The sequence below is a fragment of the Rhizobium sp. CCGE 510 genome, assembly GCF_000292525.1.
Taxonomy (GTDB): Bacteria; Pseudomonadota; Alphaproteobacteria; order Rhizobiales; family Rhizobiaceae; genus Rhizobium.
Window position 1 is genome coordinate 351536 of record NZ_AEYF01000048.1, and the last position, 19633, is coordinate 371168.

The 19633-nt window shown below is 58.6% G+C and carries 12 protein-coding genes and 4 pseudogenes; 4 read left to right on the forward strand and 12 right to left on the reverse strand.

What is annotated here, in order from left to right; all coding sequences use genetic code 11:
- Positions 1-24 precede the first annotated feature (24 nt).
- Together RCCGE510_RS30005 and RCCGE510_RS30010 are read right to left on the reverse strand one after the other, a co-directional pair.
- A pseudogene (locus RCCGE510_RS30005) lies at positions 25-1661 on the reverse strand (MFS transporter).
- Positions 1662-2036: 375 nt separating this feature from the next.
- Positions 2037-3680, reverse strand: a complete 1644-nt coding sequence (locus tag RCCGE510_RS30010; RefSeq protein WP_037080366.1) for an MFS transporter — start codon at positions 3678-3680, stop codon at positions 2037-2039.
- Between the two features lie 695 nt (positions 3681-4375).
- Here RCCGE510_RS30010 and RCCGE510_RS30015 point away from each other — a divergent pair.
- The 3 genes and pseudogenes from RCCGE510_RS30015 to purU all read left to right on the forward strand — a co-directional run bounded on the left by RCCGE510_RS30015 (position 4376) and on the right by purU (position 6697).
- Positions 4376-4579, forward strand: a complete 204-nt coding sequence (locus RCCGE510_RS30015; RefSeq protein WP_007636633.1) for a cold-shock protein — start codon at positions 4376-4378, stop codon at positions 4577-4579.
- Between the two features lie 412 nt (positions 4580-4991).
- A complete protein-coding gene (locus tag RCCGE510_RS30020; protein WP_240539714.1) occupies positions 4992-5693 on the forward strand; it encodes a GntR family transcriptional regulator in 702 nt (233 codons plus the stop codon).
- Positions 5694-5817: 124 nt separating this feature from the next.
- Positions 5818-6697, forward strand: a pseudogene (gene purU / locus RCCGE510_RS30025) (formyltetrahydrofolate deformylase).
- 351 nt (positions 6698-7048) lie between these two features.
- Here the strand turns inward: purU and RCCGE510_RS30030 are convergent.
- From RCCGE510_RS30030 to tssI, 5 genes are all read right to left on the reverse strand, one after another.
- Positions 7049-8238 (reverse strand): IS3 family transposase gene (locus tag RCCGE510_RS30030; protein ID WP_085989785.1). Its coding sequence is split into 2 segments (ribosomal slippage): positions 7049-7986 and positions 7986-8238, totalling 1191 coding nucleotides; the frame shifts between segments, so codons are not numbered across the junction.
- A 309-nt stretch (positions 8239-8547) separates the two neighbouring features.
- Positions 8548-8703 carry a hypothetical protein gene (locus tag RCCGE510_RS34065; RefSeq protein ID WP_346426508.1) on the reverse strand — a complete coding sequence of 52 codons (156 nt, stop codon included), beginning with the start codon at positions 8701-8703 and terminating at the stop codon, positions 8548-8550.
- Between the two features lie 42 nt (positions 8704-8745).
- On the reverse strand, positions 8746-9051 hold the full coding sequence (locus tag RCCGE510_RS30045) for a hypothetical protein (protein WP_007636648.1): 306 nt from the start codon (positions 9049-9051) through the stop codon (positions 8746-8748).
- Between the two features lie 516 nt (positions 9052-9567).
- Positions 9568-10539 (reverse strand): hypothetical protein, encoded by a 972-nt coding sequence (locus RCCGE510_RS30050; RefSeq protein ID WP_007636650.1) that lies wholly within the window; start codon positions 10537-10539, stop codon positions 9568-9570.
- A gap of 725 nt (positions 10540-11264) precedes the next feature.
- On the reverse strand, positions 11265-13292 hold the full coding sequence (gene tssI, locus RCCGE510_RS30055; RefSeq protein WP_007636652.1) for a type VI secretion system tip protein TssI/VgrG: 2028 nt from the start codon (positions 13290-13292) through the stop codon (positions 11265-11267).
- Positions 13293-13841: 549 nt separating this feature from the next.
- Between tssI and RCCGE510_RS35785 the strand changes: the two are divergent.
- Positions 13842-13979, forward strand: a pseudogene (locus RCCGE510_RS35785) (CoA ester lyase); the annotation flags it as partial.
- 105 nt (positions 13980-14084) lie between these two features.
- On the opposite strand, the pseudogene tssG reads toward RCCGE510_RS35785, so the two are convergent.
- From tssG to tssC, 5 genes and pseudogenes are all read right to left on the reverse strand, one after another.
- Positions 14085-15056, reverse strand: a pseudogene (gene tssG, locus RCCGE510_RS30060) (type VI secretion system baseplate subunit TssG); the annotation flags it as partial.
- Positions 15020-16906: a type VI secretion system baseplate subunit TssF gene (tssF, locus tag RCCGE510_RS30065; RefSeq protein ID WP_007636656.1), complete on the reverse strand. Its 1887-nt coding sequence runs from the start codon at positions 16904-16906 to the stop codon at positions 15020-15022. The gene tssF and the pseudogene tssG, both read right to left, overlap by 37 nt.
- Complete coding sequence (tssE, locus tag RCCGE510_RS30070; protein WP_007636659.1) at positions 16906-17412, reverse strand: type VI secretion system baseplate subunit TssE; 507 nt, start codon at positions 17410-17412, stop codon at positions 16906-16908. Before tssE ends, tssF begins: the two co-directional genes overlap by 1 nt.
- Before the next feature lie 83 nt (positions 17413-17495).
- Positions 17496-18029 carry a type VI secretion system tube protein Hcp gene (locus RCCGE510_RS30075; protein WP_007636660.1) on the reverse strand — a complete coding sequence of 178 codons (534 nt, stop codon included), beginning with the start codon at positions 18027-18029 and terminating at the stop codon, positions 17496-17498.
- Positions 18030-18144: 115 nt separating this feature from the next.
- Positions 18145-19632, reverse strand: coding sequence for a type VI secretion system contractile sheath large subunit (tssC, locus tag RCCGE510_RS30080; RefSeq protein WP_007636661.1), 1488 nt, complete (start codon positions 19630-19632; stop codon positions 18145-18147).
- Position 19633: the final 1 nt, after the last annotated feature.

Sequence of the window (19633 nt, forward strand, 5' to 3'; positions counted from 1 at the left end):
TTGCCTCGGAGTCGCATAGCGTGCTCATTTCTGGGAAACGTACGGCACGGGCGTGGACTTGCGCGCAGCCGTCGGGCGCTCCACCAGAACGATTGTTCGCGGGAGGTCGGATGCCACGCTCAGCGACTTGAGCTCATCGCCCAGGCGCTTGTCCGCTTCGTTGAGGCGGTGATGAAGGCGATGGTAATCCGTCCAGGTTGGCGTCCGAAAGGTCTCGAGCCATCGCGAAGGCTGCTGAACGTCGCGCGTGAGGGTCCAATGGCGTGCGCCGGCTCGGCTTTGAACATGCCGCCGTCTGCGCATGATCTCCAGAAAGACAGCGGCGTTCTCTTCCGCCACAGCGTATTCCGTCGTCACCAGAATTGGGCCGCTTCTCGGCTTCAGATCGAGTGCAGGTACTGGCGCATCGAAGGCGCCGGAGGCTTCGAGTTCAGACTCCAAGCGGTTGCTGATCGGCAGCTTGAGCCCAAGTGCGGCGACCAGCAACGAGGCGGCAGCAGAACATGCCAAGGATAGGGAGAGGGAATGGTTTTCGGCGATAATTCCCCAGAGCCAACTGCCAGCGGCGATCCCCCCATAAGTAAAAGCGCTGTAGATGGAAATCGTGCGGCCCACCACCCAGCGCGGGCTTGCCAACTGCACGTTGACGCCGAACCCCGACCATCCGGTTACCCAGCCGGCGCCGCCGAAGGCGAGGCAGACTGTTGCGATGATCAGGGAAGACGTCAGCGCAAGTGAGATCGCACATACCGCGCACGCGACACATGCCAGAACAATCAGCAGTTCCTGCGTGACCGCGCGCCTGAGTGGTGGGTTCACGAGCCCCGCGATCAGCGCGCCGGCGCCGAAGCCACCCATGAGAATACCGTAGTCGATTGGGCCGCCCTTCAAGAGGTCTCTTGCGACGAGCGGCAGGAGCGCCAGCATCGAGGTTCCGGTCAGCCCAAACAGCGTACCGCGGACAATAGCTGCCTTGATTTCCGAGGATATCGCCGTGAACCGCAGTCCATCATAGATCGCCGTCATGAGCGCTTCGCGAGGGAGGGGCGACGCTTTCACGGTCCACTTGTTTCGCCACAGAGCGGTGAGGGGCGCGACGAAGCCAAGCGTGGTGAGCGCGAAAGTGACGAGCGGCCCAAAAATCGCGACGATGATGCCGCCAAGCGCGGGACCGACGCTACGGACCGTGTTGAATCCGACATTGAGAAGGGTGACGGCCGACGGCAGATGGCGGCGCTCCAGCATGTCGCCAAGCGAAGCGCCTACGCGGGATCGCTGAGTGCGATACCGCAGCCGTCAAGGAAACTGAAAGCCAGGATCATCCATGGATCGGTGATGCCGAAAGCCATCAGGATCATCAGCATCGCCGAGGCCGCCATCATCAGGCTTCGGCCGACGATCATGACCATGCGCCGGCTGTAGTTGTCGGCAATCGCGCCAACGAAAATCGCAAGAAAAAAGGCAGGCAGGGTAGACGAGGCCTGGACGAGGGCGACCATCACATCCGAAGTGGAAACGGTGGCCATCAGCCAGCTGAGGGCCACCGTCTGCATCAGCCAACCCAGGCTGGAGAGCTGAGACGCGAAGAAAATCGAACGGAACGTCGAATTCTTCAGTGGCGCCAGTAGGCCTACGGATGCTGTCCCTTCATTTGATGGCATGTCATTCGGTCTCTTTCGGACGGGGCACTTCTGCCGTCTTTGCGGGGCGGCGGCGATGAGGGAGGGCAGTGGGAACTGGGTTGGCCTTACTTCCTCTCTCCGGCCTTGAGCCTGTGAGCAGAGGGTCGCAAGTTCCGCTTCGGCGGGCTGCGGCAAGACCACAATCAAAAACAGAGGAAAAAGCGGCTGTCGTCGACCAGGGATCGACGACAGCCGAGTGAACCTGGATGGCAGGGGTTGATGCCACTCCCAGGCCAGGAGCCGTGTCGGACTTGCGGCTATTCTCCGCAGTCCTAGTGATCGTGAGGTTTTGTTTTTGGTCGGCGCCGCCTTTTAACCGTTGCTGCTCGACGGATGGTCTCATCACTCATCACCTCACGGACGCAAAACGCGCGGGACTGGATGGCTCCGGGTTCGTCGCGCGTCCGTTGTACGTTCAATAACGAGCTCAGTTTCCGCAGGCTTTTCACTCAAATGCAAAGCGGCGAGAAGCTGGGAGACGTCCTGATCCGATAGAGAGAGGCGATGATGCAGACGCCGGAAACTCATCCAGGCCGGCGTGCGAAGCGTTTCCGTCCAATGGGAGGGCTTTCGAAGATTTCGCTGGAGCGTCCAGTCGCGCGTGCCTGCGCGAGCTAAGGCGTATCTGCGAGTGCGCATGTGATCGAAGAAGCTGTCCAGGTCGCTTTCGTCTATGGAATACTCTGTCCTCGCTGCAATCGGACCGCTTTGCGGCTTCAGATCAAGCGCCACCGATGGAGCCGGAAAAACCGAGCTCTGCTGGTCTCCCTCCGCCCCCAGATGCACCTGCAAGACGAACCCTGACGCAGCAACAAGAAGCAGGGCGGCCGCGGCCAGCTCGAGAGAAGAAGCGAGCGAATATGACTGGGCAACATTGCCCCAGATCCAGCTGCCGGCTGCCATGCCGCCGGATAGGAATGCATAATAGATCGAGAGCGTGCGGCCGACGACCCAGCGCGGACTTGCCAATTGCACCCAGACGTCAAAGCCGGTCCAGGTGATGACCCAGCCGGCGCCGCCGATAGCAAGCGCAAGTGTTGCTAAAGGCACAGAGGAGGTGAAGGCAAGTGAGATGCAACACACCGCGCAAGCGATGGAAGCAATTGCCATCAGCCATTCCTGAGGAATAACTTTCCTTAAGAGCCGGTTGTTCAATCCGGCCACGCAGGCGCCCGTTCCGAAACCTGCGAAAAGAACGCCGTAGGCGATGGGGTCGCCGGCCAAACGATCGCGGGCGACGAGCGGCAGAAGTGCGAGGATAGCAATAGCGGCAAGGCCGAAGAGGGTTGCGCGCATGATTGTCGCCCGGATATCGGAGGAAAGCGCCGTGAACCGGATGCCGTCTCGGATTGCTGTCGAGATACACTCCGCAGGCAGAGGAGACGGGCGCGCGTGCCACTTGTTACGCAATACCGCGGCGAGAGGCGCCAGGTTGCTGCATGCGGAGAAGAGAAAGGCGGCCAATGGTCCGAGAAAGGCGAGAATAACCCCGCCCAGCGCCGACCCAACGCTGCGCGTTATGTTATATCCAATAGACATAAGCGTCACCGCGGCCGGGATATCCCGCTTGTCGAGGATATCCCCCACGGAGGCGTGCCAGGCGGGGTCATTAAGCGCAAATCCGCAGCCTGCCATAAATCCCAGCGCTAGAATGAGCCAGGGACTGAGGAAGCCGAAGGCGGCGGCAACTGCCAGTGCGACAGACGCTAGCGCGATCAATGACAGTCCTATGATCATCACCGATCGGCGGCTATGAGTATCGGCGATGGCTCCGGCGACGATGGAGAGTATGAATGCCGGAAGCGTTGTCGACGCCTGTACGAGCGCGACCATCAGATCGGAAGCGGTGATCGTCACCATCTGCCAACCAATCGCGACGGTCTGCACAAGCCATCCCAGATTTGCGACTTGCGCTGAACTCCAAATCGAACAGAATGCCGCATTGCGCAGTGGAGCAGGGGTGGTTGCCCCGGTCATGGAAACGTCTTCGATCTGCATCTGCATTTAGGTTACTCTGACGCTTCCCATCATCTCGCTGACGAAGGAGCTTATCCGGAACCACGATACGATTTCCGGCGTTATTCAGCTGCTTGGCGCAGGAACACTGCGTCGAGCAGAAGGGACACCAGGCACGTAGCGCCGGTGTGAAGGCGGGCCGCCTGATATTCACCCTCGCGAATCTTTGAACCGGCTGCCGAAATTTGTCCCTTCAGAGTTCACGCACGGCACTGCCGGTTCGGCCAACTGCCAAAGGCTTTCCCAGACCTCATGCGCCTCCCATACTAGCCCGGATTGAAGAGGTTTGGCCCCAGACGGAATCGTCCGAGTCCACAGATGCCCCTGTTGCGAGGCGCAACGGCCCGGCGTGGCAGCCGAGGCTCGCTAGTCCGACGCGCACGGGATGCGGCTGCCGACCCGGAAGCGAGCACAATCCGTAACAGAGGTGAGTTACGGGGCGGCGAACTTCGCAGCAGCCATAACCTATCAAACAGTACCCCGGAATCGCTAAGGATCTCACGGGAGGCTCCCCGCCAGGTCCGAAACATCGGCCCGGATACCTAGAAATGAGCAGCGAAAACCTTAATTCAGTTCGATGGCTTAAAAATCAGGCCAAACATATTGCGGCTGGCACTTCGTCGCCTTAAAGGTTTTTGCAGTGGCGATCTTCTATGAAAGCGTGAAGGGTTTTGTTCATGGCCACCGGCACAGTTAAGTTTTTCAATGGAGACAAGGGTTTTGGCTTCATTACGCCCGACAATGGAGGCGCTGACGTGTTTGTGCATGTGTCTGCTTTGCAGGGTGCCAGCAATCTGAGCGAAGGACAAACAGTGAGCTACGATGTCGGTCAGGATCGCAAGACTGGTAAATCGAAGGCGGAAAACGTACGCGTTCTCTGATTTGCGATCGTCTAGTTTGTCCATCGGCCGAAGCGCGAGGCCCACGGGTGTGAGCGCTCCGATGAACTCGCTGTCCGGCACAAGATCCGTTTTTGACAGAACCTGAAGGACCGTGCTTTCGGGACCGGATTTCGATGCGGACGATCTCCTTGATCAGGAGATACCGGCGTGCGAGGGCAGGACGAGCAGTCAGTTTGAAGTGATACATTTGCATCATCCTTACTAAACGTTCAGCTTCGTGTTGTCGGGATCGAAGAAGTTCCGATTGCACACGCGGCCGCGCATAAACTCGCCGCGAAGACCGTTCCAGATCTGAACTTCTTCCCCATGCCGCTCGGATCCGCGGCGAACCAGTGCCAACCCGATCGTCGAACGGGTGTGGGCCGAGTAGCTCGAGATTAGATACCTCTGGTTGTTTTCGAGCGCAGGGTCCGCAGCCTTCTCAAGAATGTGCGACCCGTGCCGCGCCGCCGCGGGGACAGGCAACCGAAATCCACCGCGTGCTCCGCGACCGGATCTGCCTGCTGCAATATCGCCCCGGCGAGCTATAGTTGAAACGGAGCTTGCGGTTGAATTCAACGTCAGCCGCACGCCGATCCGACAGGCGCTGCAGCGTCTCGACTACGACGGCTTGGTAGAGACGCGAAACGGCGTCGGGACCACGGTCACGGGAGTTGATTTTCAGGAGTTCAAGGATGTGTATGCATTTCGCCTGAAGCTTAGCGAGATGATAGGCGATTTCGGAAGGCCAGAGCGCGTTTCGAGATCGCTTAATGAAATTGAGGCACTCATCCCGCGCGTTGAAGCGCTTTTGCAGTCACGCGATTTCGAGCAGTTCTGGCAGATCAACCACGAACTCCATTTCGCGGTCAACGCGCTTATCGGAAACTCGGCGATGCGCGATAGCCACGATCAACTTTACTTTCAGGCCTCGCGTGTGTGGTACACGTTCGTGGATCGCATGTGGGACGACGAGGTGCGGTTCCTCAAGGAGGAGCTTGACGAACTTTGCCGCGCTCTGCGGGCAGGGGATTTGAAGGCCGTCGGCTTTGTGCAGCGGAACTACATCTCTTACGGCTTGTCCCGCGTCGCCAGATACATCTCCGCGGGCTGAAACCACCCATTTCGACTGTACTGCCCTCATGGGGCAAGCGGACTGCTGTTCCCCGCCGCGCTGCGGCCAACTACCCTGCATCACCGCGATGCGGGGCTTTTTCCTCATGCCTAAAGAGAGAGCCATGACGAGATTTGTCCTAACGGCAACCTGCAAGTCAACACGCGGCATCGTCGCCGCGATATCCGGATTTTTAGCGGAGATGGGCTGCAACATTGTCGACAGCTCTCAGTTCGATGACCTTGGGACGGGTCAGTTTTTCATGCGCGTATCATTCTTTTCCGAACTAGGTAAAAAAGGAGAGGCGCTGAGCGCTGGTTTAAAGCCGCGGAAAAGTTCGAGATGGAAACCGAACTGCACGACCATTCGGAGCGTATGAAGGTCGTGTCATGGTCTCCCGCTTCGGCCACTGCCTTAACGACCTTCTTTACCGCTGGCGAATTGGCGCGCTGCCCATCGACATCGTCGGCGTGGTCTCAAACCACTTCGACTATCAGAAGCTCGTTGTCAATCACGATATTCCCTTCCTCCATATTCCCGTGACCAAAGAAAACAAGCCGCACGCTGAAGCCAAGATCATGGAGATCGTAGAGTCGACGTCCACGGAACTCGTCGTCCTGGCGCGCTACATGCACGTACTTTCGGACACGATGTGCGAGCGGATGTCCGGCCGCATCATCAACATCCATCACTCCTTCTTACCGAGCTTTAAAGGCGCGAACCCTTACAAGCAGGCGTATCAGCGCGGCGTGAAGCTTATCGGCGCAACGGCGCACTACGTCACAGCCGATCTCGATGAGGGCCCGATCATCGAGCAGGACACCGTGCGGATTACCCATGCTCAGTCTCCAGACGATTACGTTTCGCTGGGACGCGATGTCGAAGCCCAGGTTCTGGCGCGAGCTATACACGCACATATTCACCACCGGGTCTTCCTCAATGGAAGCCGTACGGTCGTGTTCCCGCCAAACCCCGGATCCTACGCTTCCGAGCGAATGGGATAGAGCCTCTTTAGAGCATCCAACGTGAGGATCCGATGAGCTCAATACTTGCACTTTCGGTGGGTTCTTGCGGCGCCGGCACGTGACACAGTGAGACATCGCCCAACCAGGGAGCCGTCGTTCCAGGAAGTCATTCGTCTCGCCGCGTTGCGGTCGTTTACCAACCGCGCCGCCGTCTTATCCATCGGGGTAGGGGCGTTCTGAACGCGAAGCGTAAACCGTGTCTGGGGTTCCCTGGGAACCCACGCCCCGCAGAGTTTGGGGATCGTCAAGGCCAATCTTGGTGCAGGCGATCCAAGCCAAAACGGTATCGAGGAGAAGAACCATGACCGATAGTGACCTGCCACTGAATTTTCATCCGGCGGCGATTAGAGCCTCGGCGGTTTTGAATACGCCAAGTGGCGCGGTGTGAGCAACCGGCGGAAACGCGAAGCTTTCATCTCGCGCAGCGTTGGAGCCGGTTGCGGCAATTGTATCGGCATAGCTTGCCGGGGTCTGGTATCCGAGCGATGAGTGCGGCCGGAAGTGGTTGTAATCGTCGGCCCATTCAGCAATGGCGCTTCGGGCATGGTCGAGGCCGAAGAACAGGCTTTCGTTGAGCAGCTCGTCGCGCATCCGGCCGTTGAAGCTCTCGACATAGCCATTCTGCATCGGCTTTCCCGGCGTGATGTAGTGCCACTCGACCTTATGATCTTTCGACCAGGCAAGGATGGCATTCGAGGTGAGTTCCGTGCCGTTGTCGGAGACGATCATTCCAGGTTTGCCGCGCCGTTCGATGAGGGTCGTCAGTTCGCGAGCGACGCGACGGCCGGAGATCGAGGTGTCCGGGATCGCCGCCAGGCATTCGCGCGTCACGTCATCGACGATGTTGAGCACGCGAAACCTCCTTCCGCAGGCGAACTGGTCGTCAACGAAATCCAGTGACCAGCGGGCATTGGCCTTTGCCTCGATCAGGATCGGTGCACGCGTGCCGACAGCACGCCGCCGGGCTTTCCGCTTGCGAACGGAAAGCCCTTCCTCGCGATAAAGGCGATAGATGCGATTGACCCCGGACGGTTCTCCCTCCCGCCGAAGCAGGACGAACAGCCGCCGGTAGCCGAAACGCCGCCGCTCATTGGCGAGGTCACGTAGCTTTGCCCGCAGTTCTACCTCCGGCGGTCGACTTGACCGATAACGGATCGTCTTGCGGTCGGCGGATATGATCTGGCAGGCCCGCCGTTCCGAAAGACCCATGACGGTCTTCAGATGCGTGACGGCGTCACGCTTGGCGACAGGCCCTACCATTTTTTTGAAAGAAGCTCGCGAAGTGCTGCTGCGTCCAACATCTGCTCGGCCAGCAGCTTCTTCAGCCTCGCGTTCTCGTCCTCAAGCGCCTTCAGCCGTTTTGCCTCGGAGACTTCCATGCCACCGTATTTGGCTTTCCAGTTGTAAAATGGCGCTTCCGAAATCCCATGCTTACGGCAAAGGTCGGCCGCCTTCGCGCCAGCCTCCTGCTCCTTCAGCACCGCAATTATCTGCTCTTCGGTAAATCTCTGCTTCTTCATTCGTCCGTCCTTTGATGGGCCGGACTCTAATCAATTCTGGAGGAAATTCGCAGGGGCAGGTCAATAGTCCCCGATATCGCGTTCAGCACCAGATTTGGCACCGCTCAACTCCTGTGTCGAGTTGGCATCCTTGTCCTTGCACCTCCGCCCGCTAAACTAGACTCGGTCCTGTGGTCGCCAATTCTTGGATTTTGGCAGATCCCGCTGTGTTCGACAATTTATTGTCTTCCATCAGAGTCTCCGGCTTGCGCAAATTGCCCCCGATGAGGTTCGTCCGCCCGGTCTTCCGCATGGGAAACGCGTGTTCCCTCAAAAACGCCGGTGCGCCATGCATAGGTCGTATCGTCGATGATCTGCGGCTAGACCTCCTGGTTTTGTCGGACGGCCGTACCATTTGGTGACGATGCGGGCGACTTTGGCGACGAGCGCGGTACCCATGTGAAGGTTCGAGTGTGCATCAAACATCTCCGGTGCCAAATAGCATCGAGACCTCGTTTGGGCGAAAGGTTATTCCTTTGCTGCAAAGCCAAGCTCAACGCGGCTTACATCCAAGATCGCCCGAAGGACGTCGATGCCGAATTTGAGGCTTTCCACCTCGACATCCAGCGAGATGCCCTCGGTGACTGTGCCTTTTGCGTTAGCGATTACCACCTTCTCCAGGTCTTCGAACCACTGAGGACTGTTCCCTTTGTGAAGCTTCGATAGTTCCGCAATTGCGACACTAAATGCCGATTGGACCGCGATTAGAGCGGCGCCGAGCTTTCGTTCGTCTACACCCGAGATGCAAACAATGGGGCTGTTTTTCTCATCCATGGGCTGTCCCTCTGCTGGCTCGCCACGAAACCTATTTCAACTGGTAGGCGACAGAGTCCTCGATCGCCGACGAATCCAAAAAGGCCCGTAGGCTGAAGTCTCGGGTAGTTAGATCAACGAATACGCGATGCTGGGATGTGGGAAATGGCCGATGCGCTTGAGGACTGTTGGCATCGGGTCCAGCTTGCGAGGTTTCCAACCGGCAGCAAGGCCTCTAGGGCCATAAGCGTCGCACCTTCTGATACGCGAGAGCGGGTAATCCTTTGTACAAAGTGGCTCGCATGCAAGGTCGCATGAAGGACACAAGTGCCGAGCCTGGGCTTTCCGGCCATGGTCTTCAGCGAGACGTCTGTTGCTTCCACAACTCAACACATTCCGACGAGCGGCATAAACCTGCAAACTCATTGTTTTTGATCCGCACGCGTCATACCTGGCCTGCACCCCACCGTCATGGCTTCGGCAAAAGGCTTTTACTCAAAGCGCAGGGACCTAGTTAGGCCCGTTTCTCAGGCAGCGTCACAAAAAGATCTGCGGAAGGCTCGTCCCGCTTTGCGCGCTCAGGTGCGCCCGCAGTCGATCTGGGAGCGGATTGCTATTCAGGTACACTTTGCAATCACGACCAAGCCGCGACAGAATGTGCGGCAGTGCAGTTCGCGCGTCGCCATGTCCTCTCAGGTTGTTTCCACGAACGCTAAGCTCCTCCAGCCCCGTCGGCAGGTTAGGGGGCAGGTGGCTCAGTTCATTGCTGTCGGCGCTGAGCCACTTTAGGGTGGCCGGGAGGTCCTCGGGTAGGCTAGTCAGTTCATTGTGAGTGACTTCGAGCCTCGTGAGCTTTGCGGGAAGGCGCTCGGGCAGGCGAATTATGTTATTGAGCTCGGCGCGGAGATCCATTAATTCGAGGGGGAGATTCTCCGGCAGGTGCGCGATTTCGTTGCGGGTGACATGAAGCTCCCTGAGCTCAGGCGGCAGGTTATCGGGCAAACTGGTCAGCCGGTTGTGGTTGACGTAGAGATACTTTAGTCCGGAAGGAAGCTCGTTCGGCAATCTGGTCAGCCGGTTGCCGTCGACGCAGAGCGTCTCGAGCATGTCCGGAAGAACCTCAGGCAGCGTGGTCAGCTGGTTGTCGCAGGCAGAGAGCTCTCGCAGACCGGGCGGGAGGTTTCTGGGCAGCCTGCCCAACCGGTTGTCATTGGCGTTGAGCCGCTGGAGGCCGGCCGGTAAGGTGGGGGGCAGTGCCGTTAGGGACAGCAATGTCAAGTTCAGGGGGGCACGGAAATTGCGGGTTTCCGTCCAGGCCTCGATCCGTGCCATTGCCTCGTGCCGGTCCTCGTCCTGCTCCTGCTGCCCGTCTTCCGCCCAGGCTAGTAAAATTTCTTTCAGCGCAGCTTCGCCGGACGAGGAGCCAGTCAAGCCTTCAACCCGGTTAAAAGTCTCTTCACCACCTTGTTCGGAACTATTGCCACCACCCCCCTGCCTTCTGCCGTACATTGCGTCGCTCCTTAGGTCATTGCGTCACTGCTGATGTTATTTCCGTCGCGACCTTTCCTTCCAATACCAAATTCGTATCACGTTATGCTTCGGGGGCATGGCCAGCGTCCTTCCTCGAAGTGGACAGCGCATAATTCTTACCGCGACGTTGACCAATCCCACCATTGACATGCTGCGCGAACTCGGCCTGACAGGCATGGCCAGCGCCTATCAGAAACGCGAAACGCAAACGGAAGCGAGAGCCCTTCAAGCATGGTGAATGGCTTCGACTGCGCTCGAACGCGAGGCGGCTTCCGCCAGTAGTGCTTCGAGGCAAGAGCCCGCCCTGCAAAGCAGCGCTATGACGCCAGATCGAGAACGCTGATTTTGCGCCGCCCGCGCCCTGATCGCAATTTCGTGACGCCGAGTGATAAAGGTATTTCATCCTCATGATGGGCTATACTCCAGCTTGGTGGAGACATAAACTAGACGCATTTGGAGCCGCTTGCGGCCGATTTCGCGAGGCAACTCCATCAACTGAGGCGCAAGTTCCCGGAACAAGTGCTCACGCACGATAACCTTCCCTCATTTTCGGGCAATCTCGCGGTGTCGCGTTGATTCGGTAGGTCAGCTTACGACGCCAAAGCCGTTCCGCTGTTCATCTCTACGCCTGCAGGGCCCTGCCGACTTAAAGGCAACGACTGCCGGACAGCCGAGGCCCAGAACCAGTTCACCTTGACATCGTGTCACTCGGGCGTAACAGGCGGCAGCCCGAGTGTCGCAATAAGCTTCATTATCGACGGCGTGGGTGGACCCGGTGTCGGCGGCGGCATGGAGACGATGGACCCGAGCCGCGGAGGCGTTGCCATAACGCCAATCATCGTGCCGATAATGGCTATCCCATCGGCGCTGATTTCGATGGCCTGGGGGCCGGTTCTGCCCGATACTACAAGGCGGATCTTGTCGGGTGTTACCTCGACGCGGCTACCCAAGGCCGCTGCGGCAGAGGACGCGGGCGCGGCGACGCCCGAGGTCAGGAGGAAGTGTCTCTTGACGTCGATGCTGTAGATATTCCCGACCTCGACGGTATGATTCTTCTGCGCCTTCAAATAGACCTCCTCACGGCCTTGCTTGTCCTCAAAGCGCAGTTCATTGTACGCATTAGCGGCGCCGCCATCGGTATGCGTCCGGAAAGTCGACCGCGTTTTGTCAGTCGGCAGGGTTTCAGGCGGCAGATTTGAGCCATTGTATACGACGCCGGTCACCAGGGGCGTGTCGGGATTGCCGTGGATGAAATCAACGACGACCTCATGGCCGATCCGTGGGACGACCAGGTTGCCAAAACCCTTACCAGCGAAGTTTTGGGCCACCCGAATCCAGCAGGAGCTGTTCTCGTTCTTTTCGCCTTCTCGGTCCCAGAAGAACTGAACCTTCACACGGCCGTACTTATCCGTCGCGATCGACTCGCCCTCGGGGCCTACGACGACGGCCGTCTGCGGTCCGTGAATCAACCGCGCCGATGTGCGGCGCCTCGGGCGGTACTGGGTGGTCGCGGGGATAATCTCTACGTTGCTGTGATAGAGGAAGCGCTCGCCCTTCCCCCCCACGGTGTCCGCAGTGAGATCGTCCCCCACCTCTCCAATCACAGTGAACTCCTGTCCGACTGCCAGAAAGCGATCGGTGGGTTTCGGCCGGGAACCTACCTGGCCGTAGTAGAAGGGATTTGCGGCCTTGAATAATGACCCGGTCGTTATCTGGCGCGCAGTGCTTTCGATCCGCGCGCGATAAGCGTTGCAGGCGAGTTCCTCGGCACGGATGGTGGCGTAGAAATCGCCATCGCTTTTTTTTGTATAGTGGCCTGGATACTCGAAGACCTCCCGCATTGCCGTGCAGCCGCTGCTTGCCGACGAGGTCTCGCCCGTTCTGACCGCCACGCTCTCCGGCGGTCGGGTGATGGCGCTTCCCGTGAGCTTGCGGGGCGGAATGCCGCCTGTCCTCACGGGAGGAACGCGCGCGACAGACGTGAGTTCTGCCATCGGCTTCTCATGGTCATAGTCCCTGAGAACGACCTTGTTCGGCTGTAGCGAAACGACCTCGTCCCAATGCAGGATGACGTCTTCTTGGTAAAGACTTCGGGCGGGCCTGAGATTGTGGTGGGTCTCCACGATCTCAGGCGTGCAGGCCATGTGGCTCGCGGCGTTGTCGACCAGCACGAGGTCATGTTGGTCCTCAGCATGTTCAAAATAGTAGTAGATGCCGTCCTGCTCCATGAGGCGGCTGACGAAGGCCAGATCCGTTTCATCGTACTGGACGCAATATGGGCGCTGTGGGAACCGTCGGGCGGTCTGATTCTTGAAATTGCCTTTATGTTCTCGAAAAATCGTGGTGATGATCTCGATGCTGGTCTTGTTCTGAAAGACCCGACTGTTTGAGCGATGCTCGAGCAATGAAATCCACGGGCGCACCTGCGCCACGTAGTTGAGGTGCTCGGTATCGTCGAGGCCGAGATATTGGAAGCGCGTAACAACACCGTTGAAGAAGCGCGTTTGCGAGTCCTTGAGCTTAAGCCCGATTGTCAGGCTTTGACCGGGAATCGTAGCAAAGTTCTGAACTGGATTGCGGCTGGCGAGCTTCACCTCGTAGAGGAAAGGTTCCCCCAGCCGCTCGGTGCCACTGAGCCGTCGGAGAGAGATTTCATTCAACTCGGACGCGGCCGAAGTGACCGCAACAAAACGATTGTGCCTTAAGAGACTCTCGATTCTTGACAGGACCATGGTGGTGTGTGTTCCGCAGATTTGATGAGAAGGCGCGGTTGCGCCCGATAGCGTGAGTAAGATGCCGCCGAAGCCATCGGCGAAGATGCAGAAAGGCGTTTATCTCGTGCATCGAAATCGCCGACCGTTGCTCAGCCAAGATGGCTTGCTGGCCCGCATCGTCAGAGCCAAGCGGGGGGGGGCGGGGCGAAGAAAGCGTGTGGGCCTCTTTGAACTCACCCACGCTAACTCCCACCCAAATCTCGCCATGCGGCCTTAGAACATCGATGAGTTGGCGGATTCCGGCGGTGCTAGCGACGACGTATCTCCTGGAATTCTCAGCCAGGCCCAGGGCGCAGCGCCCTAGCGGACAACCACGGTGGTCGAATTTCGCCGCGATCGTCGCCTCGATCGGCCTCTCCGCTGCTGAAGCCTCAAGGGCGTCAAAATGGCGAGAACATTCCAAAGAGGCGTCACGGCGAATTTTGCAAAGGGCCTTGGCGGTCTCATTGCAGTTTGCGTTGAGCTTACTGAAGATAGTCTGGCTTCCGATGCTTGTCATAACGGGCCTTCCAAGCCGCCGCCCGCCGTGCCGCCGCACTTGGCATCGAGGGCACGTAGGCCATTCATCCGATCCAGATCGATCTCGCCAACGAGATCTTCTCCCCGCCCGAAATGAAGGTCGAGCGGGCCCGCCGCATCATGGATGTCCGTTTCGGGAGAGTGCCATGCGGCAGCCGGTGGGCCGCGATCAGTTGGGGTAGTTGTCAAGTCATCGGCGTGCTGGCGCCTTTTCCGCTTGCCCATCCAACTGGACCAACCGAGTCTGCCGCAGCGACCCAACTGCACTTCCGGGACCTGCTCCTGACGAAGAACGAGGTTAATCTCCCAGTCCAGTTCATCTCCAAGGTAGTTGGAAATGATCTGCGCTATCGACTTGAGGCCGGGAGCTGCGGGCAGAAGCGACTCGTAATGAGCCAAGCTGAGGGGACCCACAATGAGTCGGAACCGATGGTGCCACACTTTGATCCTCGCACCCGCAACAGCCGTGCTGTTCAGCGTACCCGTGCCCGGGTCGCGGCCCAGGAGGCAGAGCGATATGCGGGGCAGCTCGACCCATTTTGGGACAAATTCACGGATATCAACCGGCGCCTCGACGAAGCTGGCGAGGATGGCAGCGAGCCCCTCGGCGTTGCGGGTGTGTGAGGCGAGACGGCCGGTGAAGTGGAGTTTGGCCAGATCGGGCATAGCATCCCGCGCGCGCAGGGAGGTCATCCCGAAGCCGGCTAGCGCGCCGAGCTGAAGGGCAAATCGATCTTCTTGTGGCCTGTCATAGCTCACGGTCGGTTCGCCCTCCGCCCATGCGCGGAAGAAGAACGAGGCCATTCGATGATGAAAGGTATCAGCAAATCGGATCAGCGTCTCATCCGCGGAGTTGTGCTGCCGGAGAAGGGCGTACTCCGTCAGATGCAGTGGGAGGGGACCGTGGGGTCCAAACAAGCCGAAGGCGTAGGTGGAGATTACGGGATCGTTCTCCTCGTGAGCAGTCACGCCCGCGATCGATCGAGTCGGAAATGCAAGGGAGGGCTGCTGGGCGATCCGCACACGATCCAGGCTGGGACCGCTCGATTCTCCCAGCCGAGGCCGATCTGAGCTGATTGCATCGATCCGCCGCAGAGCCTGGAAGAAGTCGCAGGCATGCGGCTCGGCCCCAAGCGAGCTTAGGAAGTCGCCGAGTGCCCCCGAAATCAAAGGATCGCCCGGCGGCCGGCCATCGTCGGCCATCGCATTACCTCCCCGCGCTGTAGCGTCGAGACGACCATCTCGGTGAAGCTGTTGATGGATACGTATTTTGCGAAGAACTGGTTGAGCACGGAGGCGAGCGGAAAGATGCCAACGCCTTCGAAGGCCGCTTCGTCCAGGATGATAGCAACCTCAATCCCACGTGCTACGGCGGCTTGTCCACCGCTGGACAATCGCCTGACCGCAGGCCTGGACCGGATCTCCCGGATCCCGTCGATCTGCCGTGAGGCGAAGGCATTGACTGGATCGACGTAGAGGCGGAGGAGTTCACGCAGCGCTTCTGCGCCCCGGTGGTCGTTCCTATCGGAATTGCTGATCGAGAGGTAGTTCAGTGAGAGATGGCTAATTAATCGCCAGGTGATATCGCCATTGGCGAAGGAGTGGCGCGGTCGGCTCGGGGGCGATACGCACCGGGTGGCGGTAACTGGAGCGCCGATTTCCAGGGTGAAGTCTGTCTCGTCCCGGCCAATCGGCAGCAGCAGCGCCAGATCCCGGTTCGAGCACAGGCAGTTTACAGACAAATGCCGGAGTTCTGCCGAATAGGGAGCCGCCTGGCGATCAACTAGAGAAACGAACGTCTCGCTGCCGATATAGCCAGTCCGCGCGCCATTTAGACGCTGGTGCTCCGACATGAGGCGCTGCTCCCGGCGGATCGCGTAGTATCTGGAATGCTGCTCCTCCTGACCGTGCGCGCTGATGCTATAGAACGGGTAGAACCTCACGGGAGCCGCTTCGTTTTTCGCCCCGTCTCCGCTCATCTCGAGGATCGAGTGGACCTCAAAGTCGAGCGGCCTCATCCTGTCAACAATCACATGATGCTCGGTGTTCTTGTCGCTCACGTGGACGAGATCTGCCTGGCGTTCGAACAGATTAATCGCGGGCGTTGCGAAGAGAACGATATTTTGGGGTCCGAGCTGTCGTTCCAGCCGTGGCTCGACACGTCCAAGTGCGAAGACGATCTCAAGGGTCTCGGCAGTTGACAGGGCTACTGCGTCTGCCAGCCCGCTAACCTCGACGAACAACGTCCGCTCCGCGAGGGCGAAATACTCCTGTAGGAGACGGTACCCGTCGAAAGAGCGTGGCACCTCGGGCAGGAGAGCACAGCTCGGCTCCAAACCGCGCTGCTGCAGCGCATGAACCGGAATCTTTTCCTGCCAAGGGATGGGCCGGCCGACCGGACGGGCTATGATATTGCATGCGTCACCGAGAAGCTGTTCGGCGAGTGCGGCGCCGATGCCACCGGGGCCTGTTAGGTGCAGTGTGAGAGCGTCTAGTGCGAGTCTATTGAACGGCATGCCATTCGTGGTGCGAAGGCGTAGTCGCAAAGCAGCCTTCGCATCTTGCCGGGCCGGAAGATCCAGTGCGGCGATCTGCCCCGGCGTCGAAAAATAATCGGCAGCGCTTACCACAATTGGCCAGAGATGCACATCATGGGCCGTGCGGAACTCGCAATGTGTGACGGCACCCGGAGCAAGACGGCCCAAAAGCTTGGTTCCCCGCGGCACGACGTATCCATTCTCAAGTCGTCCGGCCTCCTGATCGGGCTCGAAGCGCACGATCGTCATCGACGGGAGCGGCGGTAGAAAATGCGGATAGACCATTTCCAGGAGGTGCTGGGTGAATTCCGGAAAGCGAGACTGAAGCTTCAATTGCACCCGCGCCGCCATGAAAGCGAAGCCTTCCAGAAGCCGCTCGACGTAGGGGTCGGCGACCTCCACTGATTCCATCCCGAGCCGGGCGGCGACCTTCGGGAATGCGCGGGCGAACTCGGCCCCCATCTCGCGCATATAGGCAAGTTCATCGTTGTACAGTCGCAGGAGCCGGGGATCCATCAGCTTATCTCTGTACCGAGATGAAGGACGCGGGCGGATTCGAGCTCGGAGTTTACCTCCGTACGCATCACCATTCGCACCGGCAATGGCTGCGCCCACAGATCGGCTTCGATCCTAAAGCGAAAAGTGCCGCAACCCTGACCATCGTCCAGGACCGTCACCTTGAGGGTGTCCGGTAAGAGACGCGGCTCAAAGCGCTGAAGGCTCTCGATTATCGCTTCGCGCAATGCGCTCTTATCCATGCCTTCGCGAATTTGTCCGCTGAGAGGCCAGGCACCATAATTAAGTGCACTGGCCGCTACGTGTGGGTACGCTTGTAGATCTACGGTTGCACCCAATTGGTTGGTGTTCAACAACCAGGAAACATCGCGTAGAATCACCTCTTCCAGTTGGCGAACAGAGAAACTGCGCTTGTCCTGCGCTTCGCACGAGCTGCGGGGCTCATCGTCCGTAAGCCGGTCCAGGAGGGATGGTTGCACGAGATCCCGCTTAACATCTCTGCCCATGTTACAATCTCCAGGTGCAATATCGAAGAGGCGATCCGCCGTTTTCGCGCGCGCCCGGAATATTCCACTTCCCGATGGCGCCATCAGCCGACGAGCCTATTGAAGTCGGTGCTGTTCGCGATCTGGTTCCAGATGCCCTCGCCTGCTTTGGTAAGAGCGCCTTTTTCATCCTGCCTGTAATAGATGACCTTGCAGGCGCCGAACCGGAATGTGATCGTCTCCTCGGGGGCCTCTTCCGCATAGGACCACTCGACCTTCTCGACTACCAGCATGTTGAAACTCCAGTGCAAGAACAGGTTCGATTCTGATGTAGCTTGTCCGCTCCCCGTCGCTTTGAAAAGTTTTAGTTCAACGTTATTGAAGTGGGCGCCGCGACCGCAGGCAACGTACAAAGAGGGCGATGACGTATCCACCTGCTTCTTGATAGTGAAGACCTCGAATTCGGCCTTGCCCGCGCCCGCCCCGGCGGTATGAGGCCCAATGTTCAGCTTGTTTTCGAGTGAAAAGCTCCATTCGTCCGCTAGCGTGATACCGTCCTTTAGAATTATAGATTCGCCCTTGGGCAAAATGCCGTCCTTGGACGCCTGCGTGAACTTTATAACCGCGTCGAACGCCATGATGGATTTTCCTTATCTCGTTGATCTGATTGGGCCTGGATTGCATCAGCCAGCCCAGGGCAGCCATTCCCGAGTTTTGGCGCCGAGAACGGAGCACAATCATCTGCGGGTTTTCTCAGCCCTTGCGGGCGGATGGCAGGCGCGAGACCAGTCTCAAAGAGATGGTTAGGCCTTCGAGCTGATAGTGTGGCCGCATGTAAAATCTCGCAACGTAATATCCGGGATTATCTTCGACCTCTTCCACCTTGACCTCGGCCGAGGAGAGCGGCTGCTGTGCCTTACTCTCTTCGCTCCCAAGCTCGGGCGAGGGGTGGACGTAGCCCTGAATCCATTGGTTGAGCCACTCCTCGACCTCGTGGCGCTCCTTGAACGTGCCAATCTTGTCCCGGACCATACACTTCAAATAATGTGCGAAGCGGCAGGTTGCGAAGATGTAGGGTAGCCGGGCACTGAGTTCGGCGTTCGCTGACGCGTCGGGGTCTTCGTATTTGACCGGCTTGTTAATAGTCTGAGCGCCAATAAATACGCCGAGGTCCGTGTTCTTGCGGTGCAACAGCGGTAGAAGACCGTTTTTGGAGAGTTCGGCCTCACGGCGGTCGCTGATCGCGATCTCAGTGGGGCATTTTAGGTCGACGCCACCGTCGTCGCTGCGGAAGGTATGTACCGGCAGGCCCTCGACGAGGCCGCCGGATTCGACGCCACGAATTCTGGAGAGCCAGCCATAGAGCTTGAACGAGCGCGTGATATTTACGCCCATGGCGTAGGCTGCGTTCGTCCAAAGGTATTTCTCGCTGTCGCCGCCGTCTGTGTCCTCCTCGAAGGCGAATTCATCGACCGGGTTGGTTTTGGCCCCGTAGGGCAGCCGGCCAAGGGTGCGTGGTAAGGTCAGGGCCACGTACCGCGAGTTCTCGCTTTCGCGGAACGCTCGCCAAGGAGCATGTTCGGGAGTGAGGAAGATTTTTGTGATGTCACGCGGGTTCGCAAGCTCACGCCAAGAATCCATCTGCAGCAGATGTGGTGAGACGGCAGATATAAGCGGTGAGTGGCTCGCCGCCGCGATCTGCGCGAGTCCCGAAAGCAACTCTACGTCCGGTGGGGTATGGTCGAAATAGTAGTCGGCAATCAGGCAGCCATAGGGTTCACCGCCGATTTGGCCATATTCGTCTTCGTAGATTTTTTTGAATAGCGGACTCTGATCCCAGGTGACACCCTTATATTTCCGCAAAGTTCGGGACATCTCCACCTTTGAAACTGGGAGAACGCGAATCTTTAACGTCTCATCGGTTTCGGTGTTGAGGGCAAGGTGATGCAAGCCCCGCCAAGCTGATTCCACGCGCTGGAAATTTTCGTGATGGAGGATCTCGTTGAGTTGCGCAGAAAGCTTCTGGTCGATCGAAGCAATCATTTTTTGGATAGTCGCGACGACATCGTCGCTGATCAGCGACGTGTTTTGAAGTGCCTGCTCGGCCAGTGTTCGGACGGCACTCTCTACCAAGTCACGGGAGTGGTCCGAGCGGATCCTGAACTCGAATCGAAGCATGCGGGTGAAATCGCCGAGATCAACGGTGGCGACCTGTACATCTGTGGCATCTGCAGGCGTCACG